This window comes from Clostridia bacterium (assembly GCA_016887505.1).
Lineage (GTDB): Bacteria > Bacillota > TC1 > TC1 > UBA5767 > UBA5767.
Genome location: CP069393.1, coordinates 1659067 through 1674126, shown reverse-complemented (window position 1 = coordinate 1674126; position 15060 = coordinate 1659067). Strand labels below are relative to the sequence as shown.

Below are 15060 nucleotides of genomic sequence, written 5' to 3'. Positions count from 1 at the left end.
TTTCCTCTTCGGAGCGATTCAGATGAACCGTACCGTAATATAAAAGTCGGGTAAACAACTCATCGTCGCTTACCCGACCTCGGCGTTTTTTGGTTCACCATCCTCGCTTTCGATGTTACGAGCCGTCCCTTTGAACATCGCCTCGGTAATTGCCGACTTATACGCCGCCAGTTCAAGTGGCGAGGTGAGCAATTCCACTTCCTCCTCGGTCAGCAGATCTTTCGGTTTCTCCTTGTTGCGCAGGTTGTGGATGAGGATGGGCTGGTTAGCAAGGAGCGTAATCAGCCAAATAATCTCGTCCAGCGCCATCTCGAAGTTTTCTGACTTCATTAACTTATCACCCAAGTTATCCAGTCCGCCGTAGCGTTTGGCGATTTCCTTTGTAGCACGGGTGGACAGAATCAACTGATAATCTTCATCGCCGATTTTTATGACTGCACTTCGTTCGTTATCCATGCATTAACCCTCCAAACCCGTGTCAAAGTCAGGTTCGTACACTTCTGTATACCAACCGCTGATCACACCTGGTAGCACATCCACATCATCTTCGTTAACTTCCGCTTTCCAAGGATGACGATCGTTGCCGTCCGGTTTATTGCGGCGGGAAACAGTACCTTCAATACTCGGTGTGGAAAAGGTGATGCTATCGCCCTTGGTGGCGAGATTGGTGGACGGAACGCCGAACTTCACGCGGTAAAGCCAGAAGTAGCGGTACTTACCATTTGCTTTTTTTGCCCGAAATCCAATAGCAACAGGGTCGCCACCGTCCTCTGAAGCCGAAATAAGAACGCCGTTTCCATCCATGGTCGCTCCTGTCAGCTTTGCGGCGACGGTTTTTCCGATGTCATCCACACCAAGGGTAAGCTTACCGTTTTTGAATTCCTTGATGATTTCAGCGGCACCATCGTCCGCCCAGAGTGTCGCTTCCGCAAGTTCGATAGATAATTCAGCTGAGATTGCCTTAGCCAGCATTACCGGAGTGTCGTAGGTCTCGTGACCCGTAATAGGCGCTTCGGTGACTGTTGCGTAGTAGAGTTTATCAAGACCAATTGTAGCCATGTTATATTTCCTCCGTTTCGTATTCTTTCGCCACATCGATGGCGTAATGATAATAGCCGCTATCGTTCTCATAGCCGATGTAGCGGCGATCTGTTATCGTAAACGCCGCACCAAGCAGGACGGCGGTAATCTGATTTTTCCGGTTGATGTAATTGCCTTCTGAAAACAGGGATATCCTCACCTCGGACACATCAATAAGCGGTGTATTATCCCCGAACAAGGCAAACTCATCCGTCATCGGTGTGAGAACAAGGTACTCGTTGGGTGCAACACCGCTGAATATGCCCGTTTCCACCGGTAGTAGAGGAGAGAGCAGCGCGTTCAGTTCCTGCAAAATGCTCATATGCGCTCCACCTCCTGGTCGAATTTTTCCTTCATCGCTTCAATAGCCGCATTCCTCGATTGTCTTCGGGCTGGTCTCATGAAGGGTTTCGGCGACTGACCGTGCTTACCGTATTCGAGAATATTAGCGATTTTGGCGTTACTGTCGCCGTCGCTTCTTGGCTCGGCAAAACCAATTTTGATATCCCAGCCTGAGCCGTCCCGTTTCTGCTTCGCAGGCGACAAACCGAGAGAGTCTTCCAACTCACCTGTGGAACGACTCTTTGTTTTCGTGCCATGCCCGACTACAGAGGAGAGGTTGCTTTTTGCCTTAGAAAGAACGACTTCACCGCCTGCTTCCAGCACTTTGGGGATAATTTCATCCGTTTTATTGCCAAGGCGAGAGAGTTTTAAGATGAATTCCTCCGGCATTTTCATCTCGATTTTTGCCATTATCTCACCGTCCCTTCCAATTTCTCCGCCAACACTTCGATATACATCCCGCGTCCACGTACATCTTCCGCGTTAATAATGTTATAGCGGCCATCAGCTTCGGAGATAAAGTGTGAAGTCGTGACCGTTAAGCCTGGAATTTTGCGGAAGCGATACATCGCTGTTACGCTTGAAAACGCTGCGTTCCCAATAATCCGTTCCCATTTTGCGGTGGTGTTGCGAACTTCCTTATAGGCCTTAACCGAAGCGATAATGTTGTCGCCTTTGGTGACGAAGCCCTCCGCATCTTTGACTGGATCGGTTGAGATGATGTTGATTGGCGTACTCATTTTTCCGTATCCCATGCTTACACACCCCACAATCTGTCAAGACGCATAAGCATGTTGACCGTATTCCAGACTTGTTGAGAAGCCTGAACGCTGTCGGCAAAGAAACCGGCCGTTGAGCCATCGCGGGATTCGTACCAATTCGATACAAGCATGATTACGGCCTGTTCAGTTGCGGCGGGCATAGAATTTTCGGTGTAATAGCCCTCCGCAATATGCTGGTAGCTCTCGGCATAATTGACAGCGGCGGCGATGAGGCGCAGGAGCAGATCGTCGTCATCAGCGTGTGTCAGTATTAGGTTTTCTTTGACTTTTGGCAACAATTCCGTTGGCGTCATCGCCGCTCACCTCCATTATTCTTGGTCTGCCATCAATCCCGCAGCTTTCAGCTTTGCGAGCAGGGCATTGAAATCCGTGACAAGAGTGGCTGTGTCCTCAGCTATGCTGTCAGCTTGATTCGCAGCAGCTTTCACAAGTCCGGAGACTGACTCCGTAGCATCGGTAGGATATGTCGGGACATACAGCTTATGGTCTTCGCCGATTTTCACTTCGACGGTGTCGTCCTCGGTTGCTTCGTCAGCTATCACACCGCCTAAAGTTTCATCTGTTGCCGCAGCAAGTGCTTGCACATACAGCTTACTGTCATCGCCGATTTTCACTTCGACAGTGTCATCCTCACCAGCAGCGGCGGCTTTTACACCGCCAAGAGTATCCCCAGTTGCCACAAGGAGAGGGTCGGCGGAGAGCCCCGTTACCGAGGCTCCCTCCTTGATTTCCAGCGTGCCGCCGATGACGGTTTTTTCGCCGCCTTGTTCGGTATAGTTCTTTGTGTTATAGCTCATATTGCACCTCCGTTAAGCTTTCTGCTGGAGAACCTTGATAGCCTCCGGCAGAACCAATTTGCCGTCCACACGTTGGGTGGCAACGAAGCCCACCTGCCCGGTGACAGCGAAGAGTTCATTCAGTCGCTTAAACACACGCCCCTGACGGTCGGCTACCCAGTAATAGCTGAAGTCTCCAAACACAATGGTCTTGGCGGCCGCAGCGATGGTAGGTACATATGCGGAGGTGTAAACAGGACGGTTCAAAATGGTGTCAGGGGTACCAGCTTGCAGGGAGGGCTGCCACAGATACTGGCCCTGCCCATCCTTTAACTTACGGATGGCCTTTACAGTAGCATCGTTCATAACAAATACAGCCTTGTTACGGTAAGGTGCCTTAAGCGAGTAGAACAAATCAAGCACCTCATCCATCGTGACGGCGGTAGCTCCTGCCGTGGTTACGCCAAGCTGTGCACCGCCAGTCGCAGCAAGGATGCCGGTGGGTTTGCCGGAGCCATCGCCGGTAAAGAAGGCGTCCTCTTCTTTATTACCGATGCGCCTTGCAAACTCTCTGGAAATGTAAGCTTCGAGATTGAACACGCTGTCGTTTAGGAGTTCCTCGGATACCTTGATGAGCGTACCGAGCTTGTAAGCGCCGATGGACACCTGGCCGAAAGCATCGTCGCTGTCGGGGATGGTACCTTCTTCGTCGATCCACGATGCGGTGCCCTTGGATGCTACGACAGGAATTTTACGATCACCGGAAGAGGTGGTGATGACGTTTGCCAACCTGCGGAAGACATTCTCCTCGTCGAGAGCTTCCACAAGCGTGCGCTCAAATTCGTCGGGCACGAGGTAGCCGCCCTCGGAGTCGGTGCCGATTTGCAGGGCATTCTTTACACTCATATCAAGACCCTCGTTGCCACGAGTGCGCATGGCATTCCAGAATGCTTTTCTGTATTCGGCGGACGCACGGCCAGTCTTGTCCTCAGTGGACTTGTTCGGCGCGCCCAAAATAGGAGCGGATGTAGGCTTGCTCATCTCAAGGTCATAGGCAGCCTGGCGTTCCAGACGCTCAATTTCCTTGCCGAGAGCGACCATGTCGGCTTCCATCTTGTCGTACTCTGCGGCAGCTTCAGCGGGAACAAACCCGTCAGCGCCGCGCTTCTGGTCGAGGAACTCCTTTGCGGTGTTCCAGATTTTGTTGCGCTTCTCGCGCAGTTCAAGGATTTTATTCATAGTCATTACCTCCATAAATTTAGTGGATAATCAAATTGAGCCGCTTTTGAAGCGACTCAGCGAGTACGCCTTGCGGTTCAGATTTCGGTTGCGGTTGTTCTTTGGTCTTTACCTTATCAAGCAATGAATTGGTGACTGCCCTGCGACTGAACGCATAGGTCGGAGTGGCTTGATGTCTTTTGCTGTCTTCCAGCACACCGTCAGCGAAACCCAGTTCAATCGCCTTGTTTGCGTTCATCCACGTTTCTGCGTCCATCCAGTGGGAGATTTTTGCTCTCGACTGATTGGTCTTGACTTGGTAGGCGTTGATGATGGATTCCTTGACCTCGTCCAGCATGGAGATGGCTTTTTGCATTTCGTCCGTGTCACCGATGGCGATGGTCAGTGGATTGTGCACCATCATCAGGGCGGTGGGAGCCATGAGGACTTTCGTGCCAGCCATAGCGATGACACTTGCCGCAGAAGCGGCGATGCCGTCAATCTTGACCGTGACGTTGTGCGGATAATCCATCAACATGGAGTAGATTTGACTTGCAGCGATGCAGTCTCCGCCGGGCGAATTTAGCCAGATGGTGATGTCACCCTTGTCTGAGAAGAGTTCCGATTTGAACATTGCCGGAGTGATTTCATCACCCCACCAAGTCTCATCCGAGATCTCTCCATCAAAGTAAAGGACGCGCTCGCCACTTTCGTCAGCATCACGCGCCCAGTTCCAAAACTTCTTGTTTTTTGCCATTAGCTTGTATCCTCCGTTTCATTTGGTTTGTATGCTGCTCCAACATCGGCCAGCTTGACCATGTTGCCGTTGACGAAGTGCAGATCGCCGCCTTCCTCGGCAGTCAGCAGATTCATATCCTCCAAGCCACGTACATCGTTGACCGACATAAATCCGTTTTGAATGCCTGTTGAATAGCCTTGCATACGGCTTTGGTAGTCGCCGCGAAGTAGTCCGTCGAGATTAAACTTGATAAAGATCGTCGCTTTTTCCGATGGCAGAATGAGAGCCTGCTGTAAAGACTGCTCCCACCTGACCACCCACGGGTCGAGGGTATACTTGACGAACTCTAAAGACTGCTGTTCGATGTTGGAGAAGCTGCTCTTTTCAAGGTCGCCGACCATATGAGGAGGCACTCTGAAAATACGGGCGATTTCATTTATCTGAAACTTACGTGTTTCCAAAAACTGCGCCTGTTCCGGCGGTATGGACATCTGGTGGAATTTAAGACCTTCCTCCAAAACCGCTACTTTGTGTGCATTTGCGCCTCCGAATTGCGACTGCCAGCTTTCTCTGAGCCTGTCGGCCTGTTCTGGCTTGATGACACCAGGGTGTTCTAACACACCGCCGGGATTCGCACCGTTGGCGAAAAAAGCAGCGCCGTAGTCCTCCGTTGCAAGGGCAAGCCCCACGGCGTTCTTTGCCATCGCAATCGGCGAGTAACCTATAAGGCCGTCAAAGCCCAAGCCGGGGATATGCAGGACGTTCTCACGCCGTAATTTGACCTGCCCCTTGTCACTTTGGTAGGTGTAGACCAGTTCGCCGATTTCGTTTCTATCCACAGCCATTCGGTCGGGCAGGAGTGGATAGAGTGCAATGGGAAACCCCCTGCCGTCTCTGATAATCTGTGCGTAGGCGTTGCCCCAAAGTAAAAGATGACTCATCAGTGTTTCTCTGAACACAAATGAAGTCATCTCGCGGTTAGGCTCATCATGAAGTAGCCGGTAGAGGGGATGCGATGGTTTTGTGGATTTGCTCCCGTTGGCGGTTCGCTCATATACATGGAGCGGAAGTCCCGCCACCGATTCGGCAAGGATACGGACGCAAGCATAGACCGCTGAGGTCTGCATCGCCGTTCGCTCATTGACCGCCTTACCGCTGGTTGTGCCACCGAAGAGAAAACTCCAGCCGCCGCCGACACGGTTTTTAGGCTTATCCCGTGAGCGGAACAACCCTGAGAATCTGCTCATATAAATAACAACCCCCTTTCATCATAGACACTGTCGTTGATACCACCGCCGAGGGTTGCCCTCGCAAGTCCCATGATCAGCGCGACCACACCGTCTATTTTCTCTGTTGATTTCTTTTTATTGGGTTTAATGTTTCCTGCAGCGTCTTGGTCGACGATGACATTACCCATATTCCAGTCGAGGACAGGATGTTTGCCGTGGCGTATTTTGCCTTCCATCACAAACTGAAAGAAGTCCTTTGAAGGTGGGGACATGGAAATGAAACCCTGGCCGAACGGAAACACCGTAAACCCATGCTCCGCACCCAGTTCTTCAAGGTCACGGCGTATCTTCTCCGCACCGTAGCGGTCGTAGGCGATTTCACGAATTCTAAAACGCTCCGACAGCTTGGCGATGAAAGCCACTATGTAGTCATAGTCCACCACATTGCCCTCGGTGGTGTTGAACACTCCTGTCTTTTTCCATACGGCATAAGGAACGTGGTCGCGCCTTGTCCGCAGGTCAATCACATCTTCCGGCAGCCAGTAAAACGGCATCACTGTGTATTTGGTATCACTCCCAACCGGTGGGAATACCAGAACCAGAGCCGTAAGGTCTCCGGTACTGGAAAGGTCAAGACCGCAATAGCAATCCCGACCCTCGTATTCTTCAAAGTCTATGTCTTCGCCGCAGACGTCCCATTTGTCCATAGGCATCCACCTGATATCAGCATTGCACCATTCGTTCAGGCGGAACTGCCGAAAGTGCATCTCCTCGGCGGGGTTCTGTTTCGCCTGTTCATAGGCAGCCTGTACCGTTTCAAAAGGAATCGTTACGTCGATGGATGGATTGACCCGTCGCCAGACGGCTTCGTCATTCCAATCGTCATCTTCTTCAATGCCGAATACAGCAGGATAGAAGGATGGATCAATTTTCGAGCCATCCATAACCGCTTTAGCTTTTTGGTGGATTTCATAACAGATGCTCGTCTTATCCCTGCCCGCTGTAGTGATGAGAAAGTAGAGGGGCTGCCGTCTGGCGTCACCCGTGTACTTGGTCATGGTATCGAACAGTTCGCGGGTCTGCTGGGCGAAGAGTTCATCAAATATAAGACCGGAAACATTGAAGCCTTGTTTGGACTTTGTTTCCGAGGACAGCACTCTATAAAAACTGTTGGTGTGCGGGAATATAATCCGCTTGGTTGACGGCACAAGTTTTGACAGCTTTGCCAGATCGCCGCATTGCTCGACCATCGCTTTGGCAGTATTGAAAACAATACTCGCCTGATTGATGTCGGCGGCACAGGAGTAGACCTCGGCACCCGCTTCGCCATCGGCGAACAAAAGGTAGAGGGCGATTGCCGCCGCCAGTTCCGACTTACCGTTTTTCTTACCGACCTCAACATACGCCGTGCGAAACTGCCGATAACCGTCCTCTCCGACGATGCCAAAAATATCTCGGATAATTTGCTCCTGCCACGGCATCAACTGAAAAGGTTTTCCATACCATTCGCCGGTGGTGTGCTTGAGCATGGATATAAAATTAACCGCAAAATCCGCTCGCCGTACATCGTATCGGCTGGTCGGCAGCATGAGTGGTGTTGGTTTGTATTTGAATTCAGGCATCGTCGTCCTCCTTTCGCGCAAAATAAAAGACCTCCGAAGAAGTCATCAAAATCTATCTGTACGAGAGACAGCCCCTTATCGGGGTGTCTGTCTTTCGGTTGTTTCGTGTTTAGTTGTACTTGCTGAGGATGATGGTGTAGACCGCCTTGACTTCGTCACCCGGTTCGATATCCCAGCCCCTGTCATAGCTGCAAAGGTCGCGGGTCTCGCCGAACTTGCGTAGTGTCAGCTTGCTGATTTTGCCGCCGTCGATACCGAACGGAGAGCTTCCCTCATAATGCTTGACCCAGTATTTGTACTTGCTGCCTGTCGATGGGCAGTAGATAATTCCTTCACTCCACTTTTTCAAGTTCCCCTGTCAATATCAGATTTGCATATCGCTTGGTGTCCGTGGAAATGAAGTTCGCTAATTCGTTGAATCCCATCTCCATCGCAATTTTGAACACTGCCTTGGTATCAAACATATTCGTGCGTCCCGTGGCCGCCACCTTACGACATTGTGCTTTGACAACCTCGGCTTTGGAAAGCAGTCTGATTTCATCCTCGCCAAAAACTGCTCCGAGATGTGAGCCGCTGTCCCAGATAACGAAAACCGTGCCTGTGTCGTCTACGAAGTCTACCGTTCCCGTGTCGCCGGGTTTCAGCTTGGTGTAGGGGTCAGTCATGGAAATCAGTTCAACACGAGCGCCTTTTTTGTACCTTGCCCTCCGTGCTTCGAGGGCTGCTTTTGATATGAAACTATTCACTGTCTGACACCTCCATTTTCTTGCCGCCTTTCCAGCTTGAATTGCCTTCAAGTCTTGAAAGTAATATCTTTCGAGCTGCTTTGTACTCGTCGCCGATGAATCCAAGGGAGAGCAGGAAACACCGCATGGCGTATTTCGGGTTTCTGTCGATGTCTTTTTCTCTTGCCGTGATTCGCTTCTTTTCAATTGCAGTTTTGCAAAGCAGGCTGATCAGCGTGGTGTATGCTTCTGTGTGTTCCGCATCAATTGTTCCTTTAAACCAGGGGAACTGCAGTGTGTCAGCGGTCTGCTTAATCGGCAGGTCATCCGTTCCGATCGACGCCTTGAGAAGCGGGGCTTTGGCATTCACCAGTTTGGAGAGATTGTCGAGTTTTTCAGGTGTAAAGCCGTTAAGGGGTATTTCGATGGTCAGGCGGTCGCTGAGATCCGCTTGGTATGTGCTGCTGGGTCCAGTCGCCAGCTCATCGTATTCTTCGGTGACTGCCTTGAAGCTGTGCAAACCGCAAAGGTTAGCGACCAGCTCCCGGTTGTCCTCGCCCGTGACTGTGCCGGTCTTGTCGATGTGGTAGCCGCCAATCTCGTAGGCGAATGTCGGCGCTCCGAGGTAATTGGTCGGGGCGTTTAGTTCATGGCTGATGGCTGCGACCAGTGTTTTACGTTCAGGGCCTGTTACGTTGTAAGAAAGTCTCATGCTCGTTTCCTCCATTTTCCTTGATTTTGCAGGGGTTTTGTCCTCCGTGCACTACATATATCACTCTGAACGCCTTTATTAGCAAGCTTTTATGTGATAATAAATGCACCGAATATCAAGGAAATACAGCCCCTTGTTATTGTGTGTATGACACAATGCCGCTGAGAATAAAATCATACTTGGAAGAGCCACATAGCGCTTTTGACTATATTAAAGCCACCTCTTTCACGAGGTCGGCATATTGGAATACCTTGCCGTCACGCTCACAGGTGATATCCTCGCCACCGTTTTGCTTGTACTCGGCATACCTGCGTAAAATGACCGAAGCATATTTCTCGTCCAATTCGAGCATGTAGCAGGTGCGGTCAAGCTGCTCGCAGGCGATGAGCGTCGACCCGGAGCCGCCGAAAGTGTCCAGCACGATGGCGTTTGCCTGACTGCTGTTGGCAATAGGATATGCCAGCAGGTCGAGGGGTTTGCTTGTCGGGTGATCGGCGTTTTTCTTTGGTTTATCGAAGTTCCAAATGGTAGTCTGCTTACGGTCGGAATACCACTTGTGTTTGGAGGTATTCTTAAAGGCATACAGCACCGGCTCGTGCATTTGCTGGTAATCACCCCGACCAAGCACGAGGGCATTTTTCACCCAGATGCAAGTCGTGGAATAATGGAACCCTGCGTCCACGCAAGCGCGGAAGAAATTTACCTTCTCCGAATCTGAATGGAAGCAGTAAAAAGCCCCGCCGTCGGCGAGGTTCTCGTAAAGATTCTTAAATGCCGACAGCAAAAAGATGTAGAATTGTTCTGCTTTCATGCTGTCGTTCTTGATTTTTAGTCCGCTCACAGATTCAAAGCTGACGTTGTAAGGGGGATCGGTCAGGACAAGATTGGCTTTGCGACCATCCATCAGCTTCTTGACAGTTTCCGATACCGTGGCATCGCCGCAAATGAGTCGGTGCCGTCCCAGCGTCCAAACATCTCCGGGTAAAACAAAAGCCGCCTGTTCAAGAGCGGCTGTTAAGTCGAAATCGTCGTCAGCTACGTCCCCGCCGGGGTCGGCGAAGAGTTTTTCAATCTCGTCGGCGTCAAAGCCCGTAATTTCGAGGTCGAAGCCGAGTTCCTTGAGGTCGGCAAATTCCAGAGCTAATAGTTCCTCGTCCCATCCGGCATTGAGTGCCAGTCTGTTGTCAGCAAGAATATACGCCCGCTTCTGGGCTTCGGTCAGATGCTCCACAAACACGCAGGGGATTTCGGTCAAACCTTCGGCTTTGGCGGCGAGGACACGACCGTGTCCTGCAATAATGTTTAATTCTTTGTCCACGATGATAGGGGATACAAAGCCGAATTCCCGTAGACTTGAGCGTAGCTGTAGAATCTGCTCCTTGGAGTGAGTGCGGGCGTTACGTGAATACGGAATAAGGCTATCAACACTAACCAATTCAAATCTGTTTGTGATTTTCATAGTGCCACCGCCTCTTTGTATAAGTCATTATTGGTTCTCGCAAATTCCCCATGTAATAAAACAGCGGCTCGGTCATATACCGTAGCCGCTTCTTTTGAGGTAGTGTAGAGTCCCAAATACACGCTTTTGCCGTTTCCCGCTCGGATATCTGCACGGTATTTGCCTAATCGACCGATGTAAGATACCCCTTTGTAGCCAGTCCGATTGTTCGAGTTGAGTTTTCGGTTTCGTATATTTTCTTCCGGCAAACAAACGCGAAGATTACTTTTTCGGTTATCGAGTTTGTCACCCGATATGTGGTCGACAAAGACATCACGACCACAATCAACGGCATCCATTATTAGACGGGCAAGGTATATTTGTCTGCCCTTTGCTTTTGTCTTTACATAGCCTTTCTTGTCAACCCACCAGTGATATTCAACGATACGCAGGTAATCGGCTTTATCGATTTGAAAGGCGTAGCCGTTGTTTGTTTTTAGTATCATAATTAAAACCCCCTATTTGTGAGTAGTTCGAGAAAGGCGTTCTTTTCTTCGCCCTGCGTGTTGCTGTGGCGATTGATGATTTGCATAATCAGGTTAAAGTCGCCTTGCATCGCCTTGTAATACTGAGCGCCTGCCGTGACGTAGGGCGAGAGCTTCAGTTCCTTGGTCATTCGTCCGATTTTACGGTTCATGGCTTCGCAGGCAAGGAAGCCCTGTCTGTTCAGCACATAATCTGTAATTGTCTGTGGCGCGACATAACCATCACAGCCGCGAACTGAGATATATTCCTCAATTTCATTTCGCAGCACCTCTGCCGACGGCACTTCTTTTTCACATTCCTTCATCGCAATGGAGAAGTAGTCCGTCATCACATTTTTGGAATTGACCTTTTTTGGTTTTGGCTGAGTTGCAGCATTTGCGCCAGAAGTTTTGCCTTCAAGCTTTTTATCGATTGGATTTTTCCGAGGACGGCCTGCCCCCGGACGATAGCCTCCGCTGGGCATTGTCATCACCTCGTTTTTGATTTTGATTTCCGTTTTGATTTTTTGATTTTTGATTTTTGAATAATTTGCACGGCAGGCCAAGCGCGCTGTCCACCTTAGAAGTCACAGGGATTGAGACCGCCCCTCGGTCTGAACTTAAAAGTAGTCGCCTTGCCCAGCGTGAAGTCTTGAGTGGCATTCCTGACAAAGCGCCATCATATTCTCCCAGTCGTTTGTGCCGCCGTCGGTCAGCTTGACCTTGTGGTGTGCAAGGGTGGCGGGAGTGAGCCGTCCGTCACGTTTACACATCACACATAGCGGGTTGGCCGACAGGAACGCTGCACGGATTTGTTTCCACGTTCTGCCGTAGCGTTTATTGCTGTCGGGGTCGCGGTCGTATCTGTTATATCGTTTGGCTTCCTGTTTCTGATGTTCCTCACAGTACCTACCCGTGGCCAGCTTGGCGCAGCCGGGGTAGGCGCAGGGTTTCTTTGCTTTATATGGCACGTTGCACCTCCTGTTCTGCGCATAAGAAAAGCCCCGTGGGATTGCTCCCGCGAGGCTCGTGTGTGCATTTAATTTTGCCATTTTAATAATAACAGGCTTCTAAGTGGAATTATAGTGGTCAACAGTGGCGTATGGCATCGATCTCGTCCAAAGCCCGGCCATGAAGCCGGTAAACCCAGCGAAGGTCAAAATGCAACTCGACCGCTATCTGTTCCCATGTCTTGAAACACAAATACCTTAATTCCAGAAGCGTCTGGAGTTCGGGGCTTTCCACGCACTTAATCACCGTGACGATTTCATGCTTCAGATTTATCAGGCGAGTCAGGTCAGCGTTGATTTCAGACTCCAGGTCTACCATCTTGGCGATAACATCTTCCATGCGGTGAACATTGCGGTTTCCCTTGCTTGGCGGCACATCGGACAGAGTGGCACTTGCTTTTCCGGCGAGTTCTCGCAATGATTGCACCTGCTCAATCTTGCTATTGATACGCTGGTCTATGCGATAGGCTTGGGACAAATAATCCTTTGCCGATAGTTTTGGTTTGTTCATAGGCTACCTCCGATAATTTAGTCCACTCGGATTGGCAGCTTTTGACTCCATAGATTGTCATAGATTTGCTTTTACCGCATCAATTAAGGCGGTTTGTGTTTTGTCCTTGGCGGACAGGGCTTTCATTACCCGTTCGTCAATGGTGTCATTGGCGATAATGTGGTGGAGAACCACCGTTTCGGCGGTTTGACCCTGCCGCCACAGACGGGCGTTAGCCTGCTGGTAGAGCTCCAAACTCCACGTCAGCCCGAACCAGATAATCGTGGAGCCGCCCGACTGGAGATTCAATCCGTGTCCGGCAGAAGCGGGGTGGATTAAGGCGACAGGCCATTTGCCCTCGTTCCAGCTTGCGATACTATCCGATGTATCCAATTTTGCAAATGATATATGCCGATCTTTCAGCCTTGCTGATATTCGCTCCAAATCGTGCTTGAACCAGTAGGCCACGAGAACGGGCTTGCCGTTGGCGGCTTCGATTAAATCCTCAAGGGCATCCAGTTTGCGGTCATGGATGTAGTGGACTGTGCCGTCGTCGCCATAGACCGCACCGTTCGCCATTTGGCAGAGCTTTCCTGATAGGGCGGCGGCATTGGCGGCAGTGACATCGCCACCAGCCAGTTTTAATACCAAGTCCTGCCGCAGTTCGTCATATCGCTCACGCTCTTTGTCTGATAGCTTCACAGGATACCCAGCTGTTACCAGATCCGGCATGATCAAGTGGTCAGTAGATTTCATGGATATGGTAATGTCGGCGATTTTGGCGTATATTTCTTTTTCAGCAAACGGCAGAGGCTTGTAGCTGAATATGACCTGACCGTTTCTTTTGTCGGGTGTAAAGTATGTGCTGCGATACTGCCCGATGAACCGTCCGAGCCGCTGACCCATGTCGAGAAGCCGGTACTCAGCCCATAAATCCATCAAACCGTTACTACTCGGTGTTCCTGTCAGACCGATGATGCGTACTACCTTGGGGCGAACCTTCATCAATGACCTGAACCGCTTTGTCTGGTGGTTCTTGAAGCTGGATAGTTCATCAACCACCAGGGTGTCGAAATCGAAAGGGATGCCGCTGTCCTCGATCAGCCACCCTACGTTTTCGCGGTTGATGATGTAAATATCTGCTTTAGCCTGAAGCGCCGCTTTGCGCTCCGTCTCCGTGCCGACAGCAACGGATAACCGCAGATCGGAAAGATGCTCCCATTTACTTATTTCTTCAACCCAGACTGCACTAACACGAAGCGGGCAAATAACAAGAATCTTTCCGATTTCGAAGCTGTCAAACAGCAGTTCATCCAAGGCTGTCAGAGTAGTTACCGTTTTGCCCAAGCCACAGTCAAGAAAGATAGCTGTTTGAGAGTGGGAGCAGATAAACTCTACGCTAAAAGTTTGATAGGGATGTAATTCAGCCTTTGTCAGAGAAGCGTCCATTTGCGTCCCTCCTTTTCTCGGCAGCATGAATCGACATATGCTCTGCCCGTGAGACTACAGCAAGGTTATCTAATGCGTTGTTAGCATGATTGCCGTCTATATGATGGATTTCTTCTTCATTGGTTAACACTCTGCCGATTTTTATTTCGGCAAGTGTGCGATATATGACCTTACCTGCTACATACTGATTGGCAGCGCCAGCTTGTGCGAAATTGATGAAGTCTTGATAGCAACCACGGTCACACAGATTGTGGCTCGACCGTGCTACATCAGAACGCTTCTTTTCAAAAGGCTGATCGCACCACTCGCAGATGACTACGATTTTTTTTACTTTATCAGCCCAACCGCATTCTCGACTGCAATAGAACTGCTTATTGCGTGAACCGTGGCGATTTTTCTGAATAAATTCCTTCCCGCAATAATCGCAGGTCATTTGATGGCTCTTACGGCTCCGCATCCCATTAGCTGTTCCTAAGCACTTTCGGCTGCAGAAGTTATGATCTTTTATTTGTGAAGGCTTTCTGTTAAATTGTTTTCCGCATGTTTCGCAAGTGATAAGCATTCGGCACCACCTCCAATCTGCTCTAAGATTTCTCCGATTTGCGCTCCTTCGTCCAGAACGTAGACCGCAAAACCCAAACGCCGAAGCAGCCCATGCCGCGCTTCCTGCAAAGGTCGAGGTTTCTCCCCATGCCACTTCACTTCAACAAAGGCGATTTTGCCACGTGGCAGGAGAATAAGGCGGTCGGGCATTCCATCGAAACCGGGACTTGTAAATTTAGGTGCGATACCGCCCACTGCTTTGACTGCTTGGACGAGTTTCTGTTCTATGGTTTTCTCTCTCACGATAACCTCCAATTTCTCAATTGCCGATTGCCCGATTTTTCCTATAATTACTACGCGTGCGTTTCCCGTGTGCCTATT

Annotated in this window: 22 protein-coding genes; all 22 read right to left on the bottom strand. The window is 50.3% G+C overall.

Annotated features, from left to right (window positions below):
• Positions 1-69 precede the first annotated feature (69 nt).
• The 22 genes from JR334_07975 to JR334_07870 all read right to left on the bottom strand — a co-directional run bounded on the left by JR334_07975 (position 70) and on the right by JR334_07870 (position 14982).
• On the bottom strand, positions 70-456 hold the full coding sequence (locus JR334_07975; protein ID QRN84907.1) for a hypothetical protein: 387 nt from the start codon (positions 454-456) through the stop codon (positions 70-72).
• Positions 457-459: 3 nt separating this feature from the next.
• Complete coding sequence (locus JR334_07970; protein ID QRN84906.1) at positions 460-1059, bottom strand: phage tail protein; 600 nt, start codon at positions 1057-1059, stop codon at positions 460-462.
• A 1-nt stretch (position 1060) separates the two neighbouring features.
• Complete coding sequence (locus tag JR334_07965; GenBank protein QRN84905.1) at positions 1061-1402, bottom strand: hypothetical protein; 342 nt, start codon at positions 1400-1402, stop codon at positions 1061-1063.
• The gene (locus JR334_07960) at positions 1399-1833 is read right to left on the bottom strand and encodes an HK97 gp10 family phage protein (GenBank protein QRN84904.1); all 435 of its coding nucleotides are present in this window, start codon (positions 1831-1833) and stop codon (positions 1399-1401) included. Before JR334_07960 ends, JR334_07965 begins: the two co-directional genes overlap by 4 nt.
• Positions 1833-2177, bottom strand: a complete 345-nt coding sequence (locus JR334_07955; protein ID QRN84903.1) for a head-tail adaptor protein — start codon at positions 2175-2177, stop codon at positions 1833-1835. The genes JR334_07960 and JR334_07955 overlap by 1 nt, the downstream gene beginning before the upstream one ends.
• A 2-nt stretch (positions 2178-2179) precedes the next feature.
• Positions 2180-2497 carry a phage gp6-like head-tail connector protein gene (locus JR334_07950; GenBank protein QRN84902.1) on the bottom strand — a complete coding sequence of 106 codons (318 nt, stop codon included), beginning with the start codon at positions 2495-2497 and terminating at the stop codon, positions 2180-2182.
• Between the two features lie 15 nt (positions 2498-2512).
• A complete protein-coding gene (locus JR334_07945; protein QRN84901.1) occupies positions 2513-3001 on the bottom strand; it encodes a hypothetical protein in 489 nt (162 codons plus the stop codon).
• A gap of 12 nt (positions 3002-3013) precedes the next feature.
• Positions 3014-4219, bottom strand: a complete 1206-nt coding sequence (locus tag JR334_07940; GenBank protein QRN84900.1) for a phage major capsid protein — start codon at positions 4217-4219, stop codon at positions 3014-3016.
• 19 nt (positions 4220-4238) lie between these two features.
• On the bottom strand, positions 4239-4955 hold the full coding sequence (locus JR334_07935) for a Clp protease ClpP (GenBank protein ID QRN84899.1): 717 nt from the start codon (positions 4953-4955) through the stop codon (positions 4239-4241).
• Entirely contained in the window at positions 4955-6184 is a 1230-nt protein-coding gene (locus JR334_07930; GenBank protein ID QRN84898.1) for a phage portal protein, read from the bottom strand. Before JR334_07930 ends, JR334_07935 begins: the two co-directional genes overlap by 1 nt.
• Complete coding sequence (locus tag JR334_07925) at positions 6181-7788, bottom strand: terminase large subunit (GenBank protein ID QRN84897.1); 1608 nt, start codon at positions 7786-7788, stop codon at positions 6181-6183. Before JR334_07925 ends, JR334_07930 begins: the two co-directional genes overlap by 4 nt.
• A gap of 109 nt (positions 7789-7897) precedes the next feature.
• The gene (locus JR334_07920) at positions 7898-8116 is read right to left on the bottom strand and encodes a hypothetical protein (GenBank protein QRN86895.1); all 219 of its coding nucleotides are present in this window, start codon (positions 8114-8116) and stop codon (positions 7898-7900) included.
• A gap of 4 nt (positions 8117-8120) precedes the next feature.
• A complete protein-coding gene (locus JR334_07915) occupies positions 8121-8534 on the bottom strand; it encodes a DUF4314 domain-containing protein (protein ID QRN84896.1) in 414 nt (137 codons plus the stop codon).
• Positions 8527-9225, bottom strand: a complete 699-nt coding sequence (locus JR334_07910; protein QRN84895.1) for a virulence protein — start codon at positions 9223-9225, stop codon at positions 8527-8529. The genes JR334_07915 and JR334_07910 overlap by 8 nt, the downstream gene beginning before the upstream one ends.
• A gap of 205 nt (positions 9226-9430) precedes the next feature.
• A complete protein-coding gene (locus JR334_07905; GenBank protein QRN84894.1) occupies positions 9431-10684 on the bottom strand; it encodes a site-specific DNA-methyltransferase in 1254 nt (417 codons plus the stop codon).
• Entirely contained in the window at positions 10681-11022 is a 342-nt protein-coding gene (locus JR334_07900; protein ID QRN86894.1) for an HNH endonuclease, read from the bottom strand. Before JR334_07900 ends, JR334_07905 begins: the two co-directional genes overlap by 4 nt.
• A 149-nt stretch (positions 11023-11171) precedes the next feature.
• Entirely contained in the window at positions 11172-11753 is a 582-nt protein-coding gene (locus JR334_07895; protein QRN84893.1) for a hypothetical protein, read from the bottom strand.
• Positions 11754-11807: 54 nt separating this feature from the next.
• Positions 11808-12158 (bottom strand): HNH endonuclease, encoded by a 351-nt coding sequence (locus tag JR334_07890; protein QRN84892.1) that lies wholly within the window; start codon positions 12156-12158, stop codon positions 11808-11810.
• Between the two features lie 118 nt (positions 12159-12276).
• Entirely contained in the window at positions 12277-12708 is a 432-nt protein-coding gene (locus JR334_07885; protein ID QRN84891.1) for a DUF1492 domain-containing protein, read from the bottom strand.
• 57 nt (positions 12709-12765) lie between these two features.
• Entirely contained in the window at positions 12766-14136 is a 1371-nt protein-coding gene (locus JR334_07880) for a DEAD/DEAH box helicase (GenBank protein QRN84890.1), read from the bottom strand.
• On the bottom strand, positions 14111-14569 hold the full coding sequence (locus tag JR334_07875; protein QRN84889.1) for an HNH endonuclease: 459 nt from the start codon (positions 14567-14569) through the stop codon (positions 14111-14113). The genes JR334_07880 and JR334_07875 overlap by 26 nt, the downstream gene beginning before the upstream one ends.
• A gap of 71 nt (positions 14570-14640) precedes the next feature.
• Positions 14641-14982: a VRR-NUC domain-containing protein gene (locus JR334_07870; protein ID QRN84888.1), complete on the bottom strand. Its 342-nt coding sequence runs from the start codon at positions 14980-14982 to the stop codon at positions 14641-14643.
• Between the last annotated feature and the right edge of the window lie 78 nt (positions 14983-15060).

Bases quoted from the DNA above. Each gene is read 5' to 3' on its own strand.
- JR334_07945 (QRN84901.1), bottom strand. From the start codon at position 3,001: ATGAGCTATAACACAAAGAACTATACCGAACAAGGCGGCGAAAAAACC.
- JR334_07960 (QRN84904.1), bottom strand. From the start codon at position 1,833: ATGGCAAAAATCGAGATGAAAATGCCGGAGGAATTCATCTTAAAACTC.
- JR334_07910 (QRN84895.1), bottom strand. From the start codon at position 9,225: ATGAGACTTTCTTACAACGTAACAGGCCCTGAACGTAAAACACTGGTC.
- JR334_07885 (QRN84891.1), bottom strand. From the start codon at position 12,708: ATGAACAAACCAAAACTATCGGCAAAGGATTATTTGTCCCAAGCCTAT.
- JR334_07905 (QRN84894.1), bottom strand. From the start codon at position 10,684: ATGAAAATCACAAACAGATTTGAATTGGTTAGTGTTGATAGCCTTATT.
- JR334_07875 (QRN84889.1), bottom strand. From the start codon at position 14,569: ATGACCTGCGATTATTGCGGGAAGGAATTTATTCAGAAAAATCGCCAC.
- JR334_07965 (QRN84905.1), bottom strand. From the start codon at position 1,402: ATGAGCATTTTGCAGGAACTGAACGCGCTGCTCTCTCCTCTACTACCG.
- JR334_07975 (QRN84907.1), bottom strand. From the start codon at position 456: ATGGATAACGAACGAAGTGCAGTCATAAAAATCGGCGATGAAGATTAT.
- JR334_07935 (QRN84899.1), bottom strand. From the start codon at position 4,955: ATGGCAAAAAACAAGAAGTTTTGGAACTGGGCGCGTGATGCTGACGAA.
- JR334_07900 (QRN86894.1), bottom strand. From the start codon at position 11,022: ATGGATGCCGTTGATTGTGGTCGTGATGTCTTTGTCGACCACATATCG.
- JR334_07955 (QRN84903.1), bottom strand. From the start codon at position 2,177: ATGGGATACGGAAAAATGAGTACGCCAATCAACATCATCTCAACCGAT.
- JR334_07880 (QRN84890.1), bottom strand. From the start codon at position 14,136: ATGGACGCTTCTCTGACAAAGGCTGAATTACATCCCTATCAAACTTTT.
- JR334_07930 (QRN84898.1), bottom strand. From the start codon at position 6,184: ATGAGCAGATTCTCAGGGTTGTTCCGCTCACGGGATAAGCCTAAAAAC.
- JR334_07970 (QRN84906.1), bottom strand. From the start codon at position 1,059: ATGGCTACAATTGGTCTTGATAAACTCTACTACGCAACAGTCACCGAA.
- JR334_07925 (QRN84897.1), bottom strand. From the start codon at position 7,788: ATGCCTGAATTCAAATACAAACCAACACCACTCATGCTGCCGACCAGC.
- JR334_07940 (QRN84900.1), bottom strand. From the start codon at position 4,219: ATGAATAAAATCCTTGAACTGCGCGAGAAGCGCAACAAAATCTGGAAC.
- JR334_07950 (QRN84902.1), bottom strand. From the start codon at position 2,497: ATGACGCCAACGGAATTGTTGCCAAAAGTCAAAGAAAACCTAATACTG.